General features: G+C 65.2%; 16 protein-coding genes. 10 read left to right on the forward strand and 6 right to left on the reverse strand.

Annotated elements, in window-relative coordinates; translation table 11 throughout:
- The first annotated feature begins 62 nt into the window (after positions 1-62).
- Positions 63-1,358, forward strand: a complete 1,296-nt coding sequence (locus tag CH290_RS29020; RefSeq protein ID WP_033188072.1) for a D-arabinono-1,4-lactone oxidase — start codon at positions 63-65, stop codon at positions 1,356-1,358.
- A gap of 20 nt (positions 1,359-1,378) precedes the next feature.
- Complete coding sequence (locus CH290_RS29025; protein WP_033188105.1) at positions 1,379-2,860, forward strand: molybdopterin-dependent oxidoreductase; 1,482 nt, start codon at positions 1,379-1,381, stop codon at positions 2,858-2,860.
- Here CH290_RS29025 and CH290_RS29030 read toward each other — a convergent pair.
- Together CH290_RS29030 and CH290_RS29035 are read right to left on the reverse strand one after the other, a co-directional pair.
- On the reverse strand, positions 2,853-3,788 hold the full coding sequence (locus CH290_RS29030; protein ID WP_019665336.1) for an adenosine deaminase: 936 nt from the start codon (positions 3,786-3,788) through the stop codon (positions 2,853-2,855). The genes CH290_RS29025 and CH290_RS29030 overlap by 8 nt on opposite strands.
- A 10-nt stretch (positions 3,789-3,798) precedes the next feature.
- Complete coding sequence (locus CH290_RS29035) at positions 3,799-4,590, reverse strand: enoyl-CoA hydratase/isomerase family protein (RefSeq protein ID WP_019665337.1); 792 nt, start codon at positions 4,588-4,590, stop codon at positions 3,799-3,801.
- An 87-nt stretch (positions 4,591-4,677) separates the two neighbouring features.
- Here CH290_RS29035 and CH290_RS29040 point away from each other — a divergent pair, with 87 nt between their 5' ends.
- Positions 4,678-5,823, forward strand: a complete 1,146-nt coding sequence (locus CH290_RS29040) for an acyl-CoA dehydrogenase family protein (protein ID WP_019665338.1) — start codon at positions 4,678-4,680, stop codon at positions 5,821-5,823.
- Positions 5,824-5,917: 94 nt separating this feature from the next.
- Here the strand turns inward: CH290_RS29040 and CH290_RS29045 are convergent, their stop codons facing one another.
- Together CH290_RS29045 and CH290_RS29050 are read right to left on the reverse strand one after the other, a co-directional pair.
- The gene (locus CH290_RS29045; RefSeq protein WP_033188071.1) at positions 5,918-7,366 is read right to left on the reverse strand and encodes an MFS transporter; all 1,449 of its coding nucleotides are present in this window, start codon (positions 7,364-7,366) and stop codon (positions 5,918-5,920) included.
- 228 nt (positions 7,367-7,594) lie between these two features.
- Complete coding sequence (locus CH290_RS29050) at positions 7,595-7,798, reverse strand: cold-shock protein (RefSeq protein WP_019665340.1); 204 nt, start codon at positions 7,796-7,798, stop codon at positions 7,595-7,597.
- Positions 7,799-7,946: 148 nt separating this feature from the next.
- Here CH290_RS29050 and CH290_RS29055 point away from each other — a divergent pair, with 148 nt between their 5' ends.
- Together CH290_RS29055 and CH290_RS29060 are read left to right on the forward strand one after the other, a co-directional pair.
- Positions 7,947-8,639 (forward strand): GNAT family N-acetyltransferase, encoded by a 693-nt coding sequence (locus CH290_RS29055; RefSeq protein ID WP_033188070.1) that lies wholly within the window; start codon positions 7,947-7,949, stop codon positions 8,637-8,639.
- A 4-nt stretch (positions 8,640-8,643) separates the two neighbouring features.
- Positions 8,644-9,651 carry a glutathione S-transferase family protein gene (locus CH290_RS29060; protein WP_051127791.1) on the forward strand — a complete coding sequence of 336 codons (1,008 nt, stop codon included), beginning with the start codon at positions 8,644-8,646 and terminating at the stop codon, positions 9,649-9,651.
- Here the strand turns inward: CH290_RS29060 and CH290_RS29065 are convergent.
- Both CH290_RS29065 and CH290_RS29070 read right to left on the reverse strand, forming a co-directional pair.
- Positions 9,633-10,052, reverse strand: a complete 420-nt coding sequence (locus CH290_RS29065; protein WP_026347826.1) for a VOC family protein — start codon at positions 10,050-10,052, stop codon at positions 9,633-9,635. The two genes, CH290_RS29060 and CH290_RS29065, sit on opposite strands and share 19 nt — an antisense overlap.
- 18 nt (positions 10,053-10,070) lie before the next feature.
- Positions 10,071-10,886 (reverse strand): AraC family transcriptional regulator, encoded by an 816-nt coding sequence (locus CH290_RS29070; RefSeq protein WP_230620846.1) that lies wholly within the window; start codon positions 10,884-10,886, stop codon positions 10,071-10,073.
- An 83-nt stretch (positions 10,887-10,969) separates the two neighbouring features.
- Between CH290_RS29070 and CH290_RS29075 the strand changes: the two genes are divergently transcribed.
- The 5 genes from CH290_RS29075 to CH290_RS29095 all read left to right on the forward strand — a co-directional run bounded on the left by CH290_RS29075 (position 10,970) and on the right by CH290_RS29095 (position 18,335).
- On the forward strand, positions 10,970-11,710 hold the full coding sequence (locus CH290_RS29075; RefSeq protein WP_019665345.1) for a YbdD/YjiX family protein: 741 nt from the start codon (positions 10,970-10,972) through the stop codon (positions 11,708-11,710).
- Between the two features lie 19 nt (positions 11,711-11,729).
- On the forward strand, positions 11,730-12,599 hold the full coding sequence (locus CH290_RS29080) for an LLM class F420-dependent oxidoreductase (RefSeq protein ID WP_019665346.1): 870 nt from the start codon (positions 11,730-11,732) through the stop codon (positions 12,597-12,599).
- Positions 12,600-12,696: 97 nt separating this feature from the next.
- Positions 12,697-13,746: an ATP-binding cassette domain-containing protein gene (locus tag CH290_RS29085; protein WP_033188068.1), complete on the forward strand. Its 1,050-nt coding sequence runs from the start codon at positions 12,697-12,699 to the stop codon at positions 13,744-13,746.
- On the forward strand, positions 13,743-14,507 hold the full coding sequence (locus CH290_RS29090; RefSeq protein ID WP_019665348.1) for an ABC transporter permease: 765 nt from the start codon (positions 13,743-13,745) through the stop codon (positions 14,505-14,507). Before CH290_RS29085 ends, CH290_RS29090 begins: the two co-directional genes overlap by 4 nt.
- 36 nt (positions 14,508-14,543) lie before the next feature.
- On the forward strand, positions 14,544-18,335 hold the full coding sequence (locus CH290_RS29095) for an ABC transporter ATP-binding protein (protein WP_170947451.1): 3,792 nt from the start codon (positions 14,544-14,546) through the stop codon (positions 18,333-18,335).
- Positions 18,336-18,411 lie beyond the last annotated feature (76 nt).

Below are 18,411 nucleotides of genomic sequence, written 5' to 3' on the forward strand. Positions count from 1 at the left end.
CCGATAGTAGGCCCGCGTGTCGGACCCGGTGGTCGGATTCCCTCGAGTGCCATAGTGGGTCGATGACGGGGCGCGAGTGGCGTAACTGGGCAGGCAACCAAGTCGCACATCCGGCGGATGTGGTGCGGCCGAGATCGGTGCAGGACGTGATACGGACTCTGCAGCGCGGGGCGACGGTGAAGTGCGTCGGCGCCGGGCACTCGTTCACGTCCATCGCGGTCACCGACGGGGTGCAGATGAGCCTGGACCTGATGCAGGGCATCGAGTCCGTACATCCCTTGCCCGACGGTTGTTCCGCCGTCACCGTCCTCGCGGGCACTCGCCTCCGCGCATTGTCGGCCGCGTTGTGGGATCTGGGTCTGGCGATGACGAACCTCGGCGACATCGACGAACAATCGATCGCCGGTGCACTCTCGACCGGTACTCACGGGACGGGACAGCGCTTCGGTGGCATCTCGACTCAGGTTCTCGCGCTGGAACTGGTGACCGCCGACGGCAGCATCGTGCACTGCTCCCGGGAGACCGAAACCGACGTGTTCGACGCCGCACGCGTCGGGCTCGGCGCTCTCGGAATCATCACGAAGGTGACGTTGCGATGCGAGCCCGCGTACGTGCTGCACGCTGCCGAAGCACCCGCGACGCTCGGTGGAACGCTCGACTCTCAGGCGTGGAACGACGCCGACCACTTCGAGTTCTACTGGTTCCCGCACACCGACCGCGTACTCACCAAAACGAACACGCGCGTGCCCGGTGACGCCACGAGGCCACTCTCTCGCCTGCGGGCGTTCGTCGACGACGACCTGCTCGCCAACCGGGCATTCGAGCTGGTCAACCGCGCCGTGACGCGATTCCCGTCGGCCATTCCGCGCGTCAACGCGTTGTCGTCCCGTGCGCTGTCCGCCCGCGAGTTCACCGATCGCAGCTACCGGGTGTTCGCGTCGACTCGCACCGTCAAATTCCGCGAGATGGAATACGCGGTCCCCGCGGACACGGTGGCGTCGGTGATACGGGAAATCGATCGGTGGCAACGATCGTCGGGATTGGTCGTCGCATTCCCCGTCGAGGTTCGCTTCGCAGCCTCCGACGACATCTGGCTCTCCACCGCCTACGGCCGCGGCACCGCCTACATCGCCGTGCATCAGTACCACCGCCGTGATCATCGCGACTACTTCGATGCCGTCGAAGCCATCGCCCGCAGCGTCGGGGGTCGCCCGCACTGGGGCAAGTTGCACTCGATGCGCGCCGACGATTTCGCCGAGATGTATCCGCGGTTCGAGGACTTCGTCGCGGTGCGCAACAGAATGGACCCGGACCGTATCTTCGGCAACGAGTATCTGCGCACCACCCTCCCTGAGTGAGTGGCGCCTATCTTGTAGTGATGATCGAAAAGCCACTCGCCGGGATCATCGCTGCCGGAGTTGTTCTCGGCGTCGGTGAACTCGTCGCCGTACCGTTCGGGCCGAACGCATCGCCCTTCTTCGCCGTCGGATCGGCCGTCGTCGACAACACCCCCGAAGCCGTACGCGAATGGACCATCGACACGTTCGGCACAGCCGACAAGACCGCCCTCTTCATCGGAATGGCACTGGTCATCGCTGCTATTGCAGCCGGAGCGGGCATGCTGCGTCGGCCACTCGGCGCCGTGCTCTTCGGTGTCCTGGGCGTGATCGGCGTGCTCGCCGCGGTCACTCGCTCGACCGCGACCCCGCTCACCGCGCTGCCGACGATCCTCGGCGTCGCAGCCGGCATCGTTGTCCTGAACGCCCTCCTGAAAACGAAGGACCCGGTCGCAGGTGGTGTATCCCGGCGCAGCTTTCTCCGACTCGCGCTCGCCGCAGGTGTGGTTGCCGTCGCCGCGGGAACGGCAGGCCGGTTGATCGGCCACGCACGCGATGTCACGGCCAACCGGCTCGGTTTCCGCCTCCCGGTACCGACTCCGCAGACCCCGATTCCCGACGGCGCCGACCTGCGGATCGACGGCTTGGCGTCCTACATCACCCCGAACGAGGACTTCTACCGCATCGACACTGCACTCGTGGTGCCGCAGGTGTCGTCCGAGGACTGGTCACTACGCATCCACGGGATGGTCGACCGTGAAATCGAGATCACGTTCGAGGACCTGATGTCGAGGCAAGCGGTGGAGCGGACGGTCACGCTGACGTGCGTGTCCAACATCGTCGGCGGTGACCTCGTCGGCAATGCGACGTGGATCGGCTACCCGCTGCGAGACTTCCTGGAGGAGGCCGGCATTCACGACGATGCGGACATGGTGCTGTCCTCCAGCCACGACGCCTTCACCGCCGGAACGCCGCTGGACGTGTTGCTCGACGGTAGGGACGCGCTGCTCGCCGTCGGCATGAACGGTCAACCGTTGCCCGTGGAACACGGATACCCGGCTCGTCTCGTCGTCCCGGGGCTGTACGGCTACGTGTCCGCGACCAAGTGGGTGACCGACCTCGAGATCACCCGCTTCGACAAGGCCAGCGCCTACTGGACCGACCGAGGCTGGGGCGAACGTGGACCCATCAAGACCGCATCACGTATCGACACCCCACGCTCGGGTGCCGCGGTCGACGCCGGCACCGTCGTGATCGCCGGAGTCGCCTGGCGCCAACACACCGGAATCTCCGGCGTCGACGTCCAGATCGACGACGGAAACTGGGTCGCCGCAACACTGTCCGAGGAGTACTCGACGGACACCTGGCGCCAGTGGACGTACCAGTGGGACGCGGCACCGGGCGACCACACCATCCGTGCACGAGCCACCGACGCCGACGGCGACATCCAGACCTCGATGACGGCCGACACCGTTCCCGACGGCGCCACCGGCTACCCGAAGGCGTTCGTCACCGTCAGATGAAGGACGCCTTGATCGAATTGTCGTACAGGATCTCTCGTTCGCGCTCGGTGAGACCCACCTGCTCGGTGAGCGCAGCGAAGTTGTCGTCCACGTAACCGCCGAAGTACGCCGGATCGTCGGAATTGACGGTAACCACCAGGCCACGCTCGATCATCTGCCGAATCGGATGGTCCTTCAGGTCGGGAATCACCTTGAGGCGAACATTCGACAGTGGGCACACCGTCAACGGAACCTCTTCGTCCACAAGACGATTCACCAACGCATCATCCTCGAGGCACCGCACACCGTGATCGATCCGCTCGACCTTCAGCAGATCCAGAGCCTCCCAGATGTACTCCGCCGGACCTTCCTCGCCCGCGTGCGCGACCACGTGCAAACCCTCGGCCCTGGCCTTGGCGAACACGTCCACGAACAGAGACGGCGGGAACCCCGCCTCCGCGGAATCCAGACCGAGACCGATGATCGGCGCCTTCATCGCCAGCAGATCATCCAGCAGCTTGTTCGCATGCAACACCGGCTTGTCCCGCAGAATCGACGCGATCAACCCACTCGTGACGCCGAACTCCCGCTCGCTCGACGCCGACGCCTCGGCCAACCCCTCGACGACAGCCTCCAACGGAACACCCCGATCCGTGTGCGCCTGCGGATCGAAGAAGATCTCCGCCCGCGTCACACCACCCGCCGCAGCCCGACGAAAGTACGCCCGCGCAAGATCGGCGAAATCCTCCGCCGTCCGCAACACCGACATGTTCGCGTAGTACAGATCCAGGAACGACTGCAGATCCGTGAACTCGTACAGCGCCTCCAACTCACCGATATCGCTGTACGGCAACGCAATACCGTTCCGCTCGGCGAACTCGAAGATCTGCGAAGGCTCCAAGGACCCTTCGATGTGCATGTGCAATTCTGCGAGGGGCAACGTGGTCATTGGAACCAGCTTACTTGCCTGTGTACGTCGCCTTACCCGGGCCGTTCTCGAGAAAACTCGCAACCGCCCCGCGAAGATCATCGGTCTCGAACAACGCCCCCGACACGTCCGACGTCACCTCGTCCGCATGAGCAACACCACCCGAACGCCACGCTGCCACAATCTTTTTGGTGGCAGCGTGAGCCACCGTCGGACCGGCGGCCAACCGCTCCACCAGGGAACGGGCATAGGCGTCGACATCGTCGTGGATGCTGTTGACGACGCCCCACTCCTTCAGGGTTGCCGCGTCGTAGAGATCACCCGTCATCACGAGCTCGCGCGCACGTCCGGAACCGGCGCGCTCGGCGAGACGCTGCGGGCCGCCCATGGACGGCGTGAGCCCGACGACGGTCTCGACCAGTCCGAACTTCGCTCTCGGCGACGCCACGATGATGTCGCAGGCAAGAGAGATCTCGAAGGCCGCGGTGAGAGTCAGGCCGTGCGCGGCATACACGACCGGGCACGGCAACGCCTCGAGCGGATGCGCGATCTGCGCGAAGAGCGTGCGCCACAGATCAGCGCCCTGCTGAGCGGTCAGCCCCTCGAAGACATGCACGTCCACCCCGGCCGAGTTGACCTTGCCCTCGGCGCGCAGCAGGACCGCGCGAGGCGGATCGGCGACGAGGGCGGCGACATCGGCCGCCACGGCGTCGAACATCGCTTGGTCGAACAGGTTGAGGGGGCCGTGGTCGAAGGTCAGCACTGCGACCTCGGCGCCGGCGTCGGTGGTGTACCGGACGAGGGACGTGGGTTGGTCAGCCATGACTGTCAGAGTGCCATACGCTGCCGAAGGCGAAGTTACCGGCGAGTATTGTGCAGACGAGAATTACCGTTACCGGAAGGAACACACATGAAGCGCTCCCTGTTCGAGGACGACCACGACGCGTTCCGCGAATCCGCCCGAGAATTCGTCACCCGCACGATCGCGCCCCGAGAAGAGAAGCTCATCGAGCAGCGCTTCATCGACCGTGACATCTGGCTCGAAGCCGGACGCAACGGCTTCCTCGGCCTCGAAGTACCGGAAGAGTACGGCGGCAGCGGCGCCGACGACTACCGATTCAACGCAGTCCTCGGCGAGGAACTCGCACGATCGAGCGCGGCGGTCGCGTCGTGCTTCGGGATCCACTACGACATCGTCGCGCCGTACCTCGTCAAGCTCACCACCGAGGAACAGAAGAAGCGCTGGCTCCCCGGGTTCTGCAGCGGTGAACTCCTCACCGCCATCGCGATGACGGAACCGTCCGGCGGATCGGACCTCGCCGCATTGAAGACCACCGCCGTCAAGGACGGCGACGACTTCATCATCAACGGTTCCAAGACGTTCATCACCAACGGCAACAGCGCCGACCTCGTCATCGTCGCTACCCGCACGACGCCCGAGAAGAAGGCCAAGGGCATCACGCTCTTCGCCGTCGAGAACGGCACCGAAGGCTTCTCTCGCGGCCGCAAACTCGACAAGGTCGGCCAGCCGGAATCCGACACCGCGGAACTCTTCTTCGAGAACGTCCGCGTGCCGTCGTCGAACATGATCGGCGAATTCGACGGTGGATTCATCCACATGATGCAGCTGCTGCCGCAGGAGCGCATCAGTTGCGCCGTGGCCAACCTCGGGCAGACACGGCCGATCCTGGAGGAAACCATCCAGTACGCCAAGGACCGCAAGGCATTCGGTCAGCCCATCGGATCACTGCAGTGGAACAAATTCCTGCTCGCCGAGCTGGTCACCAAACTCGATGTCGCACAGGCATTCGTGGACAACTGCATCGTCGCGCACGGCAAGGGCGAGCTCACCGCCATCGACGCGGCCAAGGCCAAGTGGTGGACGTCCCAGGTTCAGAACGAAATCCTGGACCACTGCGTGCAGCTGCACGGCGGCTACGGCTTCATGAACGAGTACCGCGCCGCCCGGGCATGGAAGGACGCCCGCGTCAGCAAGATCTGGGCCGGGTCGAACGAAATCATGAAAGAGCTCATCGGCCGCGATCTCGGGCTCTGACCTGTGTGAGTCGAAATGCTTGTGTGAGTGGAAATGTAGGCCCTGGGGCAGGAGCGGAGCCTGCGGAGCGACCCGATGGGACTGTCATTTCCACTCACATAGGCTTGAACGCAGGCCTGGCGTAGAACGAGACCGCCACCATGCCGAGCAGCAGCACGATGGCCGGCAGAATCAACGACTGCGCCATGGCCGTGGAGAACCCGTCACGGAGCATTTCCGGTACACGACCGCTGAACTCGTTGGCACCGGCCGCGTCGGAACCCGGAATTTCCACAGCCAACCGAGACTGGATGAGGGCGCCGATACCCGCACTGCCCAGGACCGATCCGATCATTCTCGTCGTGTTGTAGACACCGGCGCCTGCGCCTGCCTGAGACAGCGGGAGATTACGAGTCGCCGTGGCCGCCAACGGCGACCAGATCAACGCGTTCGCCACACCCATCAGCGCAATGGGAATCAGAAGCTTCCAGATTGCCGTGGTCGGCGTCATGAGTACGGCCAATGCGAGCAGCGATATCGCCAGCAACAACAAACCGGTGCCCGCGATGTAGCGGGGATGGGTTCGGTCCACGAGCTTTCCGACGTTCGGCGCCAGAGCCCCCGTCAGCACGGCCATCGGAACGAACAGGATGGCAGAGCGCGTCGGGCTCAGTCCGGTCACACTCTGCGCATAGAACATGAACGGCAACATCATTCCGGCCGTCGCGAAACCCATTGCGGCGATACCGATGTTGGACAGCGAAAAATTACGATCCTTGAACAGCGCCAGTGGAACCAGCGGCTCGTTGCGGTTCTTGGCCTGCCAGTACACGAACACCGCGAAGACCACTGTCCCGGCGGCGATCAACGACCAGACGCGGCCGTCCCAGTCGAACCGCTGCCCCTCCTGAATCCCGAACACGATGGCGAACAACGCCATCGCGCTGAGCACCACACCGAGGATGTCGAACTTGTGCTCGTTGGTCGGCAACACCGGAACGAACCTCAGCGCCAACACGATGGCGACGACCCCCACCGGCACGTTGATGAAGAAGATCCACTCCCACCCGAGCGAATCGACGAGCACGCCGCCGAGAATCGGCCCGACGAGCGTCGCGACCCCGGCCACCGCACCCCAGGCGCCCATCGCCGTCCCGCGCTTGTCCGCAGGGAAGATTCGCGTGATGACCGCCATGGTCTGCGGGGTGATCATCGCTGCGCCCACACCCTGCACCGCACGAGCCGCGATCAACATCTCGATCGAACCCGACAGACCACACCACACCGACGCCAGGGTGAACACCACAAGGCCCGCGATGTAGAGATTCCGAGGTCCGAACCGATCCCCGAGCCGACCGGTCACCAAAAGCGGTACGGCATAAGCCAACAGGTACGCACTGGTCACCCAGATGACATTGTTGATATCGGTCTGCAAACCGTCGAGAATCGCCGGCTGCGCCACCGCGACAATCGTCGTGTCGACGAGAATCATGAAAAAGCCGAGACACAGCGCCCACAGCGCAGGCCACGGCTTGATCTCGACCGGCGCACTCTGCGTCGTCATCGTCTGTCCCCCGTCGGTTCATCGCCTGAGGTGACCGAACGTGACGTTCGGTCACTTGGAGTGACCGAACGGTTCATTCGGTCCCCGATGACAATGCCACCACAGCGAAGTCGGCACGCAAAGAGGCCGGGCACTCGGAGCGAACTCCGTGTGCCCGGCCTCTTCGGGTACCTGAACTGAAGACAGCGTCAAGCCGTCAGCAATTTCGGGTGGCGATCCTCGAGGGGATCAGATAGCGCGAACGCCCGTTGCCTGAGGACCCTTCTGGCCCTGTCCAACCTCGAACTCCACGCGCTGACCCTCGTCGAGCGTCTTGAAGCCAGATCCCTGGATCTCCGAGTAGTGAACGAACACGTCAGGTCCGCCACCATCCTGCTCGATGAAGCCGAAGCCCTTTTCGCCGTTGAACCACTTAACACTGCCCTGCGTCATACCGTAAACCTTCTGTAAGCGAGCTAGCCCTTCACGTCGAAGCACTAATCTCACTGGCGATACTGCCATTGATCACGCGATTGCGAAACAGCGGGGCAGAAAAAGTCCAATAGCTTGATTTTCCCGAGCACCCGATAGCCTCGATTCGGTGGATTCACATCATCACGACATCATCCGCCTCGCGTGGTCCAGGCACTTCGACCTCGGCGATTCCGCGTTTCGGCCCGGTGTTCGCCACGTGCACTCCGACGAGAATGCGACCTCCGTCACATTTGTTCGTCTCGGTGACTCCAGCGCACTGATCGGGCCCGCGTCGGCACTGACCGCGGCGGCGACGATGTCCGACGACGAGCTGACCGGCGGACGCCTGAGGGAACTCGCTTCCGGTCGCACATCCGGCCCGATCGTGTTGTCGTACGCCGACGATGCCGGCACCACCATCGACCGCCACGATCCACTGATCTCGCACGAACGCGCACACGTCGACAGTCTCGAATCCGCCTGTGCGCCCGACGACGTGATCGCTGCCGACCTCGCGCACAAGCAGTCGTGGTTCACCCTTCTCGGCGACGACGCACCTGTGGACGCAGCCACGCCGCTCGCGAGTGCGGGCTACGCGGAATGGCAAGGACTTCTCGGCGACGTCGGGGTACTCACCGCCCCTGATGCCCGACGCCAGGGCAACGGCCAGGTCGTGTCGCGCCTCGCCACCAACGAAGCGTTCGACGAAGGAATGATCCCGCAGTGGCGGTGCCACGCCGACAACGTCGTTGCCCGACGGCTCGGCGCGAGACTGGGTTTCGAAGAGTGGGGTGCGCTGGTGTCGATCGAAGTAGGTTGAAGGTATGAGTTATGTGGAGAACGGCAAGGAATTCACCCGCGACACCAACTACATCGAAACCCGCATCACCGCGGACGGCCGCGACGGGTATCCGGTCGAGCCGGGCAGATATCGACTGGTCGCTGCCCGCGCGTGCCCGTGGGCTCACCGCTCGATCATCGTCCGTCGACTTCTCGGCCTCGAAGACGTGCTGTCGCTCGGCATTCCAGGTCCGACGCACGATCCACGCAGTTGGAACTTCGACGAGGAACCCGGGGGCGTCGACCCGGTCCTGAACATCCCCCGGCTGCAGGACGCCTACTTCGCACGGTTCCCCGACTACCCGCGCGGCATCACCGTGCCGGCGATCGTCGAGATCGCCACAGGACAGGTCGTCACCAACAACTTCCCGCAGATCACCCTCGATCTCGAGACCGAGTGGACGCAGCACCACCGCGACGGCGCCCCCGACCTGTACCCGCAGGCGCTTCGATCCGAGATCGACGAAGTCTCCAAGCGCGTGTTCACCGAGGTCAACAACGGCGTCTACCGCTGCGGATTCGCCGGGTCACAGGAGGCGTACAACGATGCGTACGACAGGCTGTTCACTGCACTGGATTGGTTGACCGGGCGGCTGAGCGAGCAGCGCTACCTCGTCGGAGACACCATCACCGAGGCCGACGTCCGCCTGTTCACCACACTCGTGCGGTTCGACGCCGTCTATCACGGCCACTTCAAATGCAACCGCAGCAAGCTCACGGAGATCCCGGTGCTCTGGAACTACGCCCGGGACCTGTTCCAGACGCCGGGCTTCGGAGACACCGTCGACTTCGACCACATCAAGAGGCACTACTACGTGGTGCACACCGACATCAATCCCACGTCGATCGTGCCCAAAGGACCGGATCTGCACGGCTGGCTCGAACCGCACGGCCGTGAATCACTCGGTGGACGTCCCTTCGGGGACGGAACCCCGCCTCCCCCGCCTCGCACCGAGGAGCTCGTTCCCGCCGATCACTGGGTTCCGGCGTAGGTTCCGAAACTCCACAGCACACCCTCGGGGTCGCGGCACGTGAAGCCGCGGCTTCCGTAGTCCTCCTCCCGAAGCCCCTGGACGACGACGCCACCTGCCGCCACGACGCGATCGTGAATCTCGTCGGGGTGGTCGGTGACGACATAGGCAGAGCCCACTCCAGCAGGTAGATCGGATATCGCGCTGTCCGGTCGGGCCTGGAGTGGAGCCTGCGGAACGACCCGACTTGCACTGCCGAGCATCACGCCGCCGCCTTCGGGCCAGCGGAGTTCGGCGTGTTCGACGACGTCGCCGTCGCCATATACGGCGGCCTCGGCGAACCCGAGGACGTCGACGAGGAACGTGATTGCCGCGCGGGCGTCCCGGTAGCGGAAACAAGGCCAGACTGTCGTGGATGTCATGGCCACAGCATGCTCGGATCAGACGTCGTCATCTTGTACGAATGCGAACTTCTCTTCCCGACGCCACCGCGACGGCGCCATCCCGGCGAACTCGCGCCACTCCCGCGCCATGTGTGCCTGGTCGTAGTACCCGCACTGTGCGGCGATGTCGGCGAGGGGAGGAATCGTCTCGCGTCGCAGAAGTCGATGAGATGCATCGAAACGCGCGATCCGCGCCGCGTCCTTCGGCCCGACGCCGAACTCCGCCGTGAACCGGTTGATCAGGTGCCGTCGACTCCACCCGATTTCCCGCGCCACATCCCCGACGCGTGCCGATCCACCGTTCTCCACCAGCAGACGCCAGGCTTCGGTCAACGTCGGATCGATCGCGCTCGCCACCAACACACGGCCGAGGATCTCGTCGAGCACATCGAAGCGTCGATCCCAGTCCGACTCGGCGGACACACGCTCGACCATCTCGGCGGCCTGGGGCAGCACCTCCGACAGATCGACCATCCATTCCCCCAAAGCCGACGTCGGCACTCCGAACAGCGCGCGCGACCCCGCAGGCGTCAACGACAACTGGATCCCGTGTTGATTGCCGTCGTGCGCAATCGTCACGGGCTCGGCCGAAATGCCACTGGCCAACGTCTCGAACGCACAGGACCCCTGCCGCGGAGAATCCGCGATCTCGAGCTTCGACTCGATCGACACGATGACCGTCAACGCCGGACTCGGCATGCCCACATGCTCGCCCGGCTCGAAACCGGCAAGCCGATATCCGTCGTACGACGAGACGTACGGCCGAAGCCGGCCGGCAGGACGCCGTCGCGCACCATCGGAAACACAGCCCATTCACGCAGGGTAGAACCGTGAGCGAACGGGTAGCAATGGGTCGGGGCCGGGAAACCGGTACGACGAGCAGATCGGGAGCGCCGGTGGCGAAGAAGAGCAACGACCAGGTCGACACCATCAAGGAAGGCGGGCGTCTCGAGAAATCGCTCGTCAAGATCCTCGACAACGCATCGCGCCTGCAGGGGCCCGCCGTCGAGAAGTACGTCGCACACATGCGTCGGGCACACCCGAACGACACGCCTGCACAGCTGATCGAGCGTCTGGAGAACCGCTTCCTCCTCGCCGTCACCGGCAGTGGCAGCGCCGTCGGCGGAGCGGCCGCGGTACCGGGGGTCGGCACCGTCGCGTCGATCGCCGCCGTGGGCGCCGAGACCGCATTCTTCATCGAATCGTCCGCGCTGCTGACATTGTCGGTCGCATCGGTGCACGGCATTCCGGTGCACGATCACCAACAACGACGCGCGCTGGTCCTGTCGGTGGCGCTGGGTGAATCCGGCATGCAGATCGTCCAGAAGACCGTCGGCAGCTCCGCGAAGAACTGGGGCCCGCTCGTCACATCGCGAATTCCCGGTGGCGCGATGACGAACATGAACAAGTCCCTCGTCAAGAAATTCGTCCAGAAGTACCTGGCCAAGCGCAGTGCACTGCTGTTCGGCAAACTTCTGCCCGCAGGAATCGGCGCCGTGATCGGCGGCGCAGGAAACCGCGTCATCGGCAAGGGCGTCATCCGCAACGCCCGCGAAGCCTTCGGACCGGCACCGAAGATGTGGCCCGAAGGCGCCGTCATCGACGCGGACCCGATCGACGGAATTCTCGAGCAGTGACTCGGCGTTGGGACACCATATGACCACCGACACACCTGAGCAGCGCACACCCGATCTGGGCACACCCGATTTGGGCACACTCGGAATCTGGCGGCACTACTCCGGCATCCCGCCGGAACTGGCCCGCATCATCGAATCCAGCGGCTACGGCACGATCTGGCTCGGTGGCTCGCCGCCGGCAGACCTGACCTCGGCCGAGGAGATCCTCGACGCCACCGAGTCCATCGTCGTTGCCACCGGCATCGTCAACATCTGGTCCGCCGCCGCGCCCGACGTGGCCGAGTCCTACCACCGCATCGAGAAGAAGCATCCCGGTCGATTCCTCCTCGGCATCGGTGCCGGGCATCCCGAAGCGACGCAGGAGTACCAGAAGCCGTACGACGCACTGGTCAACTATCTCGACGCCCTCGACGACGGCGGCGTCCCCGAGTCCCGACGCGTACTCGCCGCCCTCGGTCCGAAGGTGCTGAAACTGTCGGCCGATCGAAGCGCAGGCGCTCACCCGTACCTGACGACGCCCGAGCACACCGCCGAAGCCCGCGAGATCCTCGGCCCGGACAAAATCCTCGCGCCCGAACACAAGGCAGTGCTCGAATCCGATGCGGAGAAGGCTCGGGAGATCGGGCGGCCGCCCGTCAACAATCCCTACCTGCACCTGGTGAACTACGTGAACAACCTGAAGCGTCTCGGGTACTCCGCGGACGAGATCGGCGACGGCGGCAGCGATCGTCTCATCGACGCCTTGGTCGCACACGGAGACGCGGACGCCATCGCTTCCCGGCTCCGTCAGCACCTCGACGCGGGCGCCTCGCACGTCACGCTGCACTCGCTACCCGACGACGGCGACCCGTCGGTGATCTACCGGGAAGTGGCCGCGGCATTTCTGTGAAGCACGTGCTCCCCTGACCGACGTGTGAACCCGTAACCTCGTACCGGGCCGGATCTTCCGGCCCGGTACTTCACGTCGGCCCGGGGGACACGCACACATGACGTACGGCTTCGGCAACGCACTGGAAGCGCACGGACTGACCAAGAACTTCGGTACCGTCCGCGCGGTGTCGGATCTGTCCTTCGCCGTGCCCCGCGGCTCCATCACCGGCTTTCTCGGCCCCAACGGATCCGGCAAGACCACCACCCTTCGATTACTGCTCGGTCTCGCGAAACCCACCACAGGAATCGGACTCGTCACCGGTGTCCCGTTCTCCGAACTCGTCGACCCGGCCCGTACCGTCGGCGCGGTACTCGACTCGCGCAGCCTGCATCCCAAGCGAACTGCCATCGGTCACCTCGGCATCTTCGCGTCGGCGATCGGTGTCCCCGACTCACGTGCCGCGGACGTCCTCCACCTCGTCGGACTCAGCGACACCGCAAAACGCCAGGTCGGCGGCTTCTCCCTGGGAATGCGGCAACGACTGGCCCTCGCCACCGCGCTGCTCGGCGACCCCGAGATCCTCGTACTCGACGAACCGGCCAACGGACTCGACCCCGAAGGCATCGCCTGGCTCCGCGACTTCCTGAAGTCCTACACGGCCGGCGGCAGGACCGTGCTGATCTCCAGCCATCTCCTGCGCGAGGTCGAGGCCACCGTCGACAACCTCGTCATCGTCAGTGCAGGGTCGCTCGTCTACCAGGGCAGCATCGAACAACTGCGCTCCTCACGACCCAACCGGATCCTCGTCGCGGTATCCGATCCCGCAACCCTCGCCCTCGCCCTCGCGTCGAACGGCATCACCAACACACAACTCCTTCCCGACGGCCGTCTCGGAGTCGCCGGCGCCGACGCGGACACCGTGCGCCGCATCGCCGTGGCAGCCGAGGTCACGGTCTTCGGAACCAGCAGCGAACACGTCGACCTCGAGCAGGTCTTTCTCTCCATGACGGCCGGGCAGTACGCGGCAGCACCGAGCCACCCACCACAGCACGCGGGTTACCCGCCACCCGGCTACGGACAACCGCCACCCGGCTACGGACAACCGCAGCCCGGCTACTGGCCGCCCGCTGCACAACCGTCTCCGTGGGAAGGTGACCGACGATGAGCACTGTCCTCACCTCGGAAATTCGCAAGGTCACCACCCTGAAGTTCTGGTGGGCCCTGGCACTACCGCCGGTGTTCGTCGGCATCGGCGCCACCGCCATCTCCTCGGCGGTCGGCAAGGGCATGAGCGACATCACCGGCAGCGAGATGAACGAAGTGGTCCTCGCCGGGCTCTTCGTCGCCCTCGGTGCGGCAACACTGTTCGGGTCCGTGTTCTCGGCGATCAACGCCGGAACGGAGTTTCGCCACGACACGATCACGACGTCGTTCCTGTCCGCGCGTGGGCGCGATCGGGTCATCGGCGCCAAAGTGCTCGTGACGGCACTCTTCGCGTTGGGATACGGGCTGGTGGTCTCCATCCTGACCATTCTGTGCATGCTCGCGTTCACCGCCGGAGACTTCACACTGAACGGCGACGTCTTCGGCTACATCGCAGCAGGACTGTTCGTCGTCGTGATGTGGTCGCTCATCGGATCCGGTCTCGGGCTGCTGTTCGGTTCACCCACCTGGCCGTCGATCGCCATCGTCGCCTGGTTCCCCGTCGGTGAACTGGTTGTCCTCGGCATTCTCTCCGGCCTCGGCCTCGTCGGGTTCTGGCAGATCGCACCCGGATCTCTGACGCTGTCCACCGTCGTCGCGTGGAACCTCGACGACGGCAACGGCTTGGCAGAGTGGCCGTGGGCGCCCATCGGCCTGGCGCTGTGGGCCGCACTGATCGTCGTTGCCGGGTGGCTGCGGACCCGGGAGCGTGACATCAGCTGATCGCCTGTCGGAGGTGCGGACTACCGTTCGCTATCGATGAGTGAATCCTGGATACGTCGGCTCGTAGCGCAGTGCTGGGTGCACCGACGCACCGCCGTGGGCGCGTTGGCCGTCACGATGATCGCCGCCGTCATCGACATCTCGTTTCCGTTGCTGACACGGATCGCCATCGACGACGCCTCTGCCGGTGCGGGCGAGACCATCATGTGGGTCGCCCTCGCGATCGGCGGCCTGGCCGTGGTCCGGTTCGGATGCCAGTTCGGCCGACGACTCCTCGCCGGTCGCCTTTCGGTCGACGTACAACACGACCTGCGCCTCGGCCTGCTCTCCTCCCTGCAACGCCTCGACGGCCGCAAACAGGACGAAATCCGCACCGGCCAAGTGGTGTCCCGGTCCATCACCGACCTACAGCTGGTGCAGGGCCTCCTCGCCATGGTTCCGCTGTCCGCGGGCGCGCTCCTGCAATTCGTCCTCGCACTCGTGGTGATGGCGTACCTGTCCCCGCTCCTCACCGTCGTCGCGCTGGCGATCGTCCCCGCCGTCACGTTGGTCGTGTACAAAGTCCGACCGAAGCAGTTCGCCGCCACCTGGTCGGCCCAACAACGCGCCGCCGACCTGGCCCAACACGTCGAGGAAACCGTCACCGGTGTCCGCGTCGTCAAAGGCTTCGGACAGGAAGGACGCGCCGTCGATCGGCTGGAGAACCTGTCCCGCACCCTGTTCGCCGAGCGGATGAGATCAGCGAAGATCAACGCCCGGCTCGCCCCTTCCATGGCCGCAATCCCCCAGCTCGGCCTCGTCGGCGTCATCGCGCTCGGCGGCTACCTCGCACTGCACGGCCACATCACCGTCGGCACGTTCCTGGCCTTCGCCACCTACGTCGCGACCCTGTCCGCAGTCACCCGCACTCTGTCCTCCGTCGTCATCCTCGCGCAGCTCTCTCGCGCCGCAGTCGAGCGTGTCTACGACGTCATCGACACCCACCCATCCGTACCCGAGCCGCCGCACCCCATCGCCCTCCCCGACGGCCCCCTCGGTATCGACCTGTCCGCCGTCACCTTCGGTTTCGAGCCCGAACGCGACGTACTCCGATCCTTCGATCTCGCCGTCGCACCAGGTGAGAGCGTCGCCGTCGTCGGGCACGCAGGGTCGGGCAAGACAGCACTGTCGTTGCTTCTGCCACGCTTCTACAGTCCGCGCTCGGGCTCCGTCGCCCTCACCTCGACCGGCGAGGGCGCCGCGCGAATCGACGTGGCCGACGTCAGCGCCGAGCATCTCCGCGAAGCAGTCGGCCTCGTGTTCGACGAGCCGTTCCTGTTCTCCGACACCATCGCAGCCAACATCGCCCTCGGCCGTCCCGACGCCACCGCCGAGGAAATACACGACGCCGCCGTACTCGCCGAAGCAGCCGAGTTCATCTCCGAACTCCCCGACGGCTACGACTCCGTGGTCGGCGAACGCGGCCTCACCCTGTCCGGCGGCCAACGACAACGCATAGCGCTGGCCCGGGCTCTGCTCACCGACCCGCGAGTTCTCGTCCTCGACGACGCAACCTCCGCTGTCGACGCGACAACCGAGGCCAAGATCTTCGACGCACTCCGGCGTCGACCACGGCGCACCACCATCGTCCTCGCGCACCGCCGATCCACGCTGACCCTCGCCGACCGAGTCGCCGTACTCGACGACGGCCGAGTCATCGACATCGGAACCGTCGACCAACTCGACGCGCGATGTCCACTGTTCCGCGAACTGCTCTCCAACGACCAGAAAGCCGACGACGGCGCTACCGACGCTTCCGCGTCTGCGAACCCGCACCGCAACGAGCTGTGGCCCGACACCGAGCCTGCACTTGCGGGCACGGCGGCTACGACGTCCGGCACACCACAGAGCGCGGGCAGACCCACCGGCGGCGGAGGCGGCGGTCAGATCGCCGGGGCCCTCGGAAGTGTCGCGGCCACCCCCGAGCTCAGGGACGCCGTCGACGCCCTTCCCCCAGCTACCGAAATGCCGCCCACGCCCAGCGACGTACGCGCCCCGGACACCGACTTCCGGCTGTCACGGCTCCTCACGCCGGTACGCACACTCCTCGTAGCCGTCGTCGTCCTGCTCGCGCTCGACTCCCTCGCGTCGATCGCGTTTCCATCCATCGTTCGTTTCGCCGTCGACGACGGAGTCTCCCGCGCCGACACGGGCGCCCTCTGGACAGCCACCGCGACAGGCGTGTTCCTCGCGGTCGCCGGGTGGTTCGTCATCGCAGCCACCACGGTCATCACCGCCAGAGCAGGCGAACGCGTGCTGTTCGGGTTACGGGTCAAGAGCTACGCGCACATCCAGCGCCTCGGACTCGACTACTACGAGCGGGAACTGTCCGGCCGCATCATGACCAGAATGACGACGGACGTCGACGCACTGTCCACCTTCATACAGACCGGGGCGTCCACGGCAGTAGTCAGCCTCGTGACCGTCGTCGGCATCGCCACGGCCCTGCTGATCACCGACCTGCCTCTCGGACTCGTCGCGCTGGCAGTCGTACCTCCTCTCATCATCGCGACCGTCGTGTTCAAGCGGATCTCCTCCGCCGCGTACACCGAGTCCAGGGAAAGAATCTCCGCGGTCAACGCCGACTTCCAGGAGAACATCGCCGGTCTGCGCTCCGCACAGGCCTACCGCCGAGAACAGTTCGCCGCCGACAGGTTCGCCGAGCGAGCCGACCTGTATCGCGCAAGCCGGATGCGTTCTCAGCGCGCGATCTCGGTGTACTTCCCCTTCATCACGTTCCTGTCCGACGCCGCACTCGCGCTCGTCGTGTTCGTCGGTGCTCACCAGGTCGCCTCCGGGTCGACCTCCGCCGGAACCCTCGTCGCGTTCGTGCTCTACCTCGGCCTGCTGTTCGGGCCCATCCAGCAACTGTCCCAAGTGTTCGACGGCTACCAGCAAGCCAGCGTCGGGGTACGGAGAATCGGCGACCTCCTGCGCACCCCCAGTTCCATCGAAGCAGCGACGACCGGAGCTGCCACACGCATTCCCGACGGCCGACTCAGAACCGACATCGCCTTCGACGAAGTCGGCTTCCGCTATGCCGGGGCAGACACCGAAGCACTCAGTGAGGTCAATCTCACAATCCCCCGTGGAGCAACCGTCGCCCTCGTCGGAGAGACCGGCGCGGGCAAGTCCACCATCGTCAAACTCCTCGCCCGGTTCTACGACCCGACTTCCGGATCGGTACGCGTCGGCGGCACCGATCTCCGCGACTATTCACTCGCCGAATACCGCGGCAGGCTCGGCGTCGTCCCGCAGGAAGCGCACCTCTTCACCGGCGACGTCGCGTCGAACATCGCCTTCGGCAAACCCGACGCAACACGCGAGGAGATCGAAGCAGCGGCCCGCGCCGTCGGCGCACTGGAGGCCATCGCCGCACTTCGAGGCGGTATGCGCCAACCCGTCGGCGAACGTGGTCAAGGCCTGTCCGCCGGGCAGAGGCAGCTGATCGCGCTGGCCCGAGCCGAGCTGGTGGACCCCGACCTGATGCTCCTCGACGAGGCGACCGCGACACTCGATCCCGCGACCGAACGCACGGTTCTCGACGCCAGCACGCGGGTGCTGCGTGCACGAACGTCCGTCGTCGTCGCGCACCGATTGGCGACGGCGGCACGCGCCGACATGATCGTCGTGGTCGACCACGGCCGGATCGTCGAGACCGGGACTCACGACGATCTGAGATCCCGCGGCGGGTATTACGCACGCTTGTGGGATGCGGCCGAAACGCGCGGCGGGAATAATTCGATAAGCACAGGAGTCGTCAGCAACGAGGTTGACAGTTACTCGTGAGTACATACCACAGCCACGTCCCGGACGTCCGCGCTCCCCGGATGAGGTCTACCCTGGATGTGTACGCGCGTGTGAT

The organism is Rhodococcus sp. 06-156-4 (genome assembly GCF_002259345.1).
In the GTDB taxonomy this organism is placed as follows: domain Bacteria; phylum Actinomycetota; class Actinomycetes; order Mycobacteriales; family Mycobacteriaceae; genus Rhodococcoides; species Rhodococcoides fascians_E.

What these genes read in the sequence shown, in the direction of transcription:
- CH290_RS29085 (WP_033188068.1), top strand. Translation starts at nt 12,697, where the DNA reads ATGACGTACGGCTTCGGCAACGCACTGGAAGCGCACGGACTGACCAAG.
- CH290_RS29020 (WP_033188072.1), top strand. Translation starts at nt 63, where the DNA reads ATGACGGGGCGCGAGTGGCGTAACTGGGCAGGCAACCAAGTCGCACAT.
- CH290_RS29025 (WP_033188105.1), top strand. Translation starts at nt 1,379, where the DNA reads ATGATCGAAAAGCCACTCGCCGGGATCATCGCTGCCGGAGTTGTTCTC.
- CH290_RS29065 (WP_026347826.1), bottom strand. Translation starts at nt 10,052, where the DNA reads ATGACATCCACGACAGTCTGGCCTTGTTTCCGCTACCGGGACGCCCGC.
- CH290_RS29060 (WP_051127791.1), top strand. Translation starts at nt 8,644, where the DNA reads ATGAGTTATGTGGAGAACGGCAAGGAATTCACCCGCGACACCAACTAC.
- CH290_RS29080 (WP_019665346.1), top strand. Translation starts at nt 11,730, where the DNA reads ATGACCACCGACACACCTGAGCAGCGCACACCCGATCTGGGCACACCC.
- CH290_RS29070 (WP_230620846.1), bottom strand. Translation starts at nt 10,886, where the DNA reads ATGGGCTGTGTTTCCGATGGTGCGCGACGGCGTCCTGCCGGCCGGCTT.
- CH290_RS29095 (WP_170947451.1), top strand. Translation starts at nt 14,544, where the DNA reads ATGAGTGAATCCTGGATACGTCGGCTCGTAGCGCAGTGCTGGGTGCAC.
- CH290_RS29045 (WP_033188071.1), bottom strand. Translation starts at nt 7,366, where the DNA reads ATGACGACGCAGAGTGCGCCGGTCGAGATCAAGCCGTGGCCTGCGCTG.
- CH290_RS29035 (WP_019665337.1), bottom strand. Translation starts at nt 4,590, where the DNA reads ATGGCTGACCAACCCACGTCCCTCGTCCGGTACACCACCGACGCCGGC.
- CH290_RS29050 (WP_019665340.1), bottom strand. Translation starts at nt 7,798, where the DNA reads ATGACGCAGGGCAGTGTTAAGTGGTTCAACGGCGAAAAGGGCTTCGGC.
- CH290_RS29090 (WP_019665348.1), top strand. Translation starts at nt 13,743, where the DNA reads ATGAGCACTGTCCTCACCTCGGAAATTCGCAAGGTCACCACCCTGAAG.
- CH290_RS29030 (WP_019665336.1), bottom strand. Translation starts at nt 3,788, where the DNA reads ATGACCACGTTGCCCCTCGCAGAATTGCACATGCACATCGAAGGGTCC.
- CH290_RS29040 (WP_019665338.1), top strand. Translation starts at nt 4,678, where the DNA reads ATGAAGCGCTCCCTGTTCGAGGACGACCACGACGCGTTCCGCGAATCC.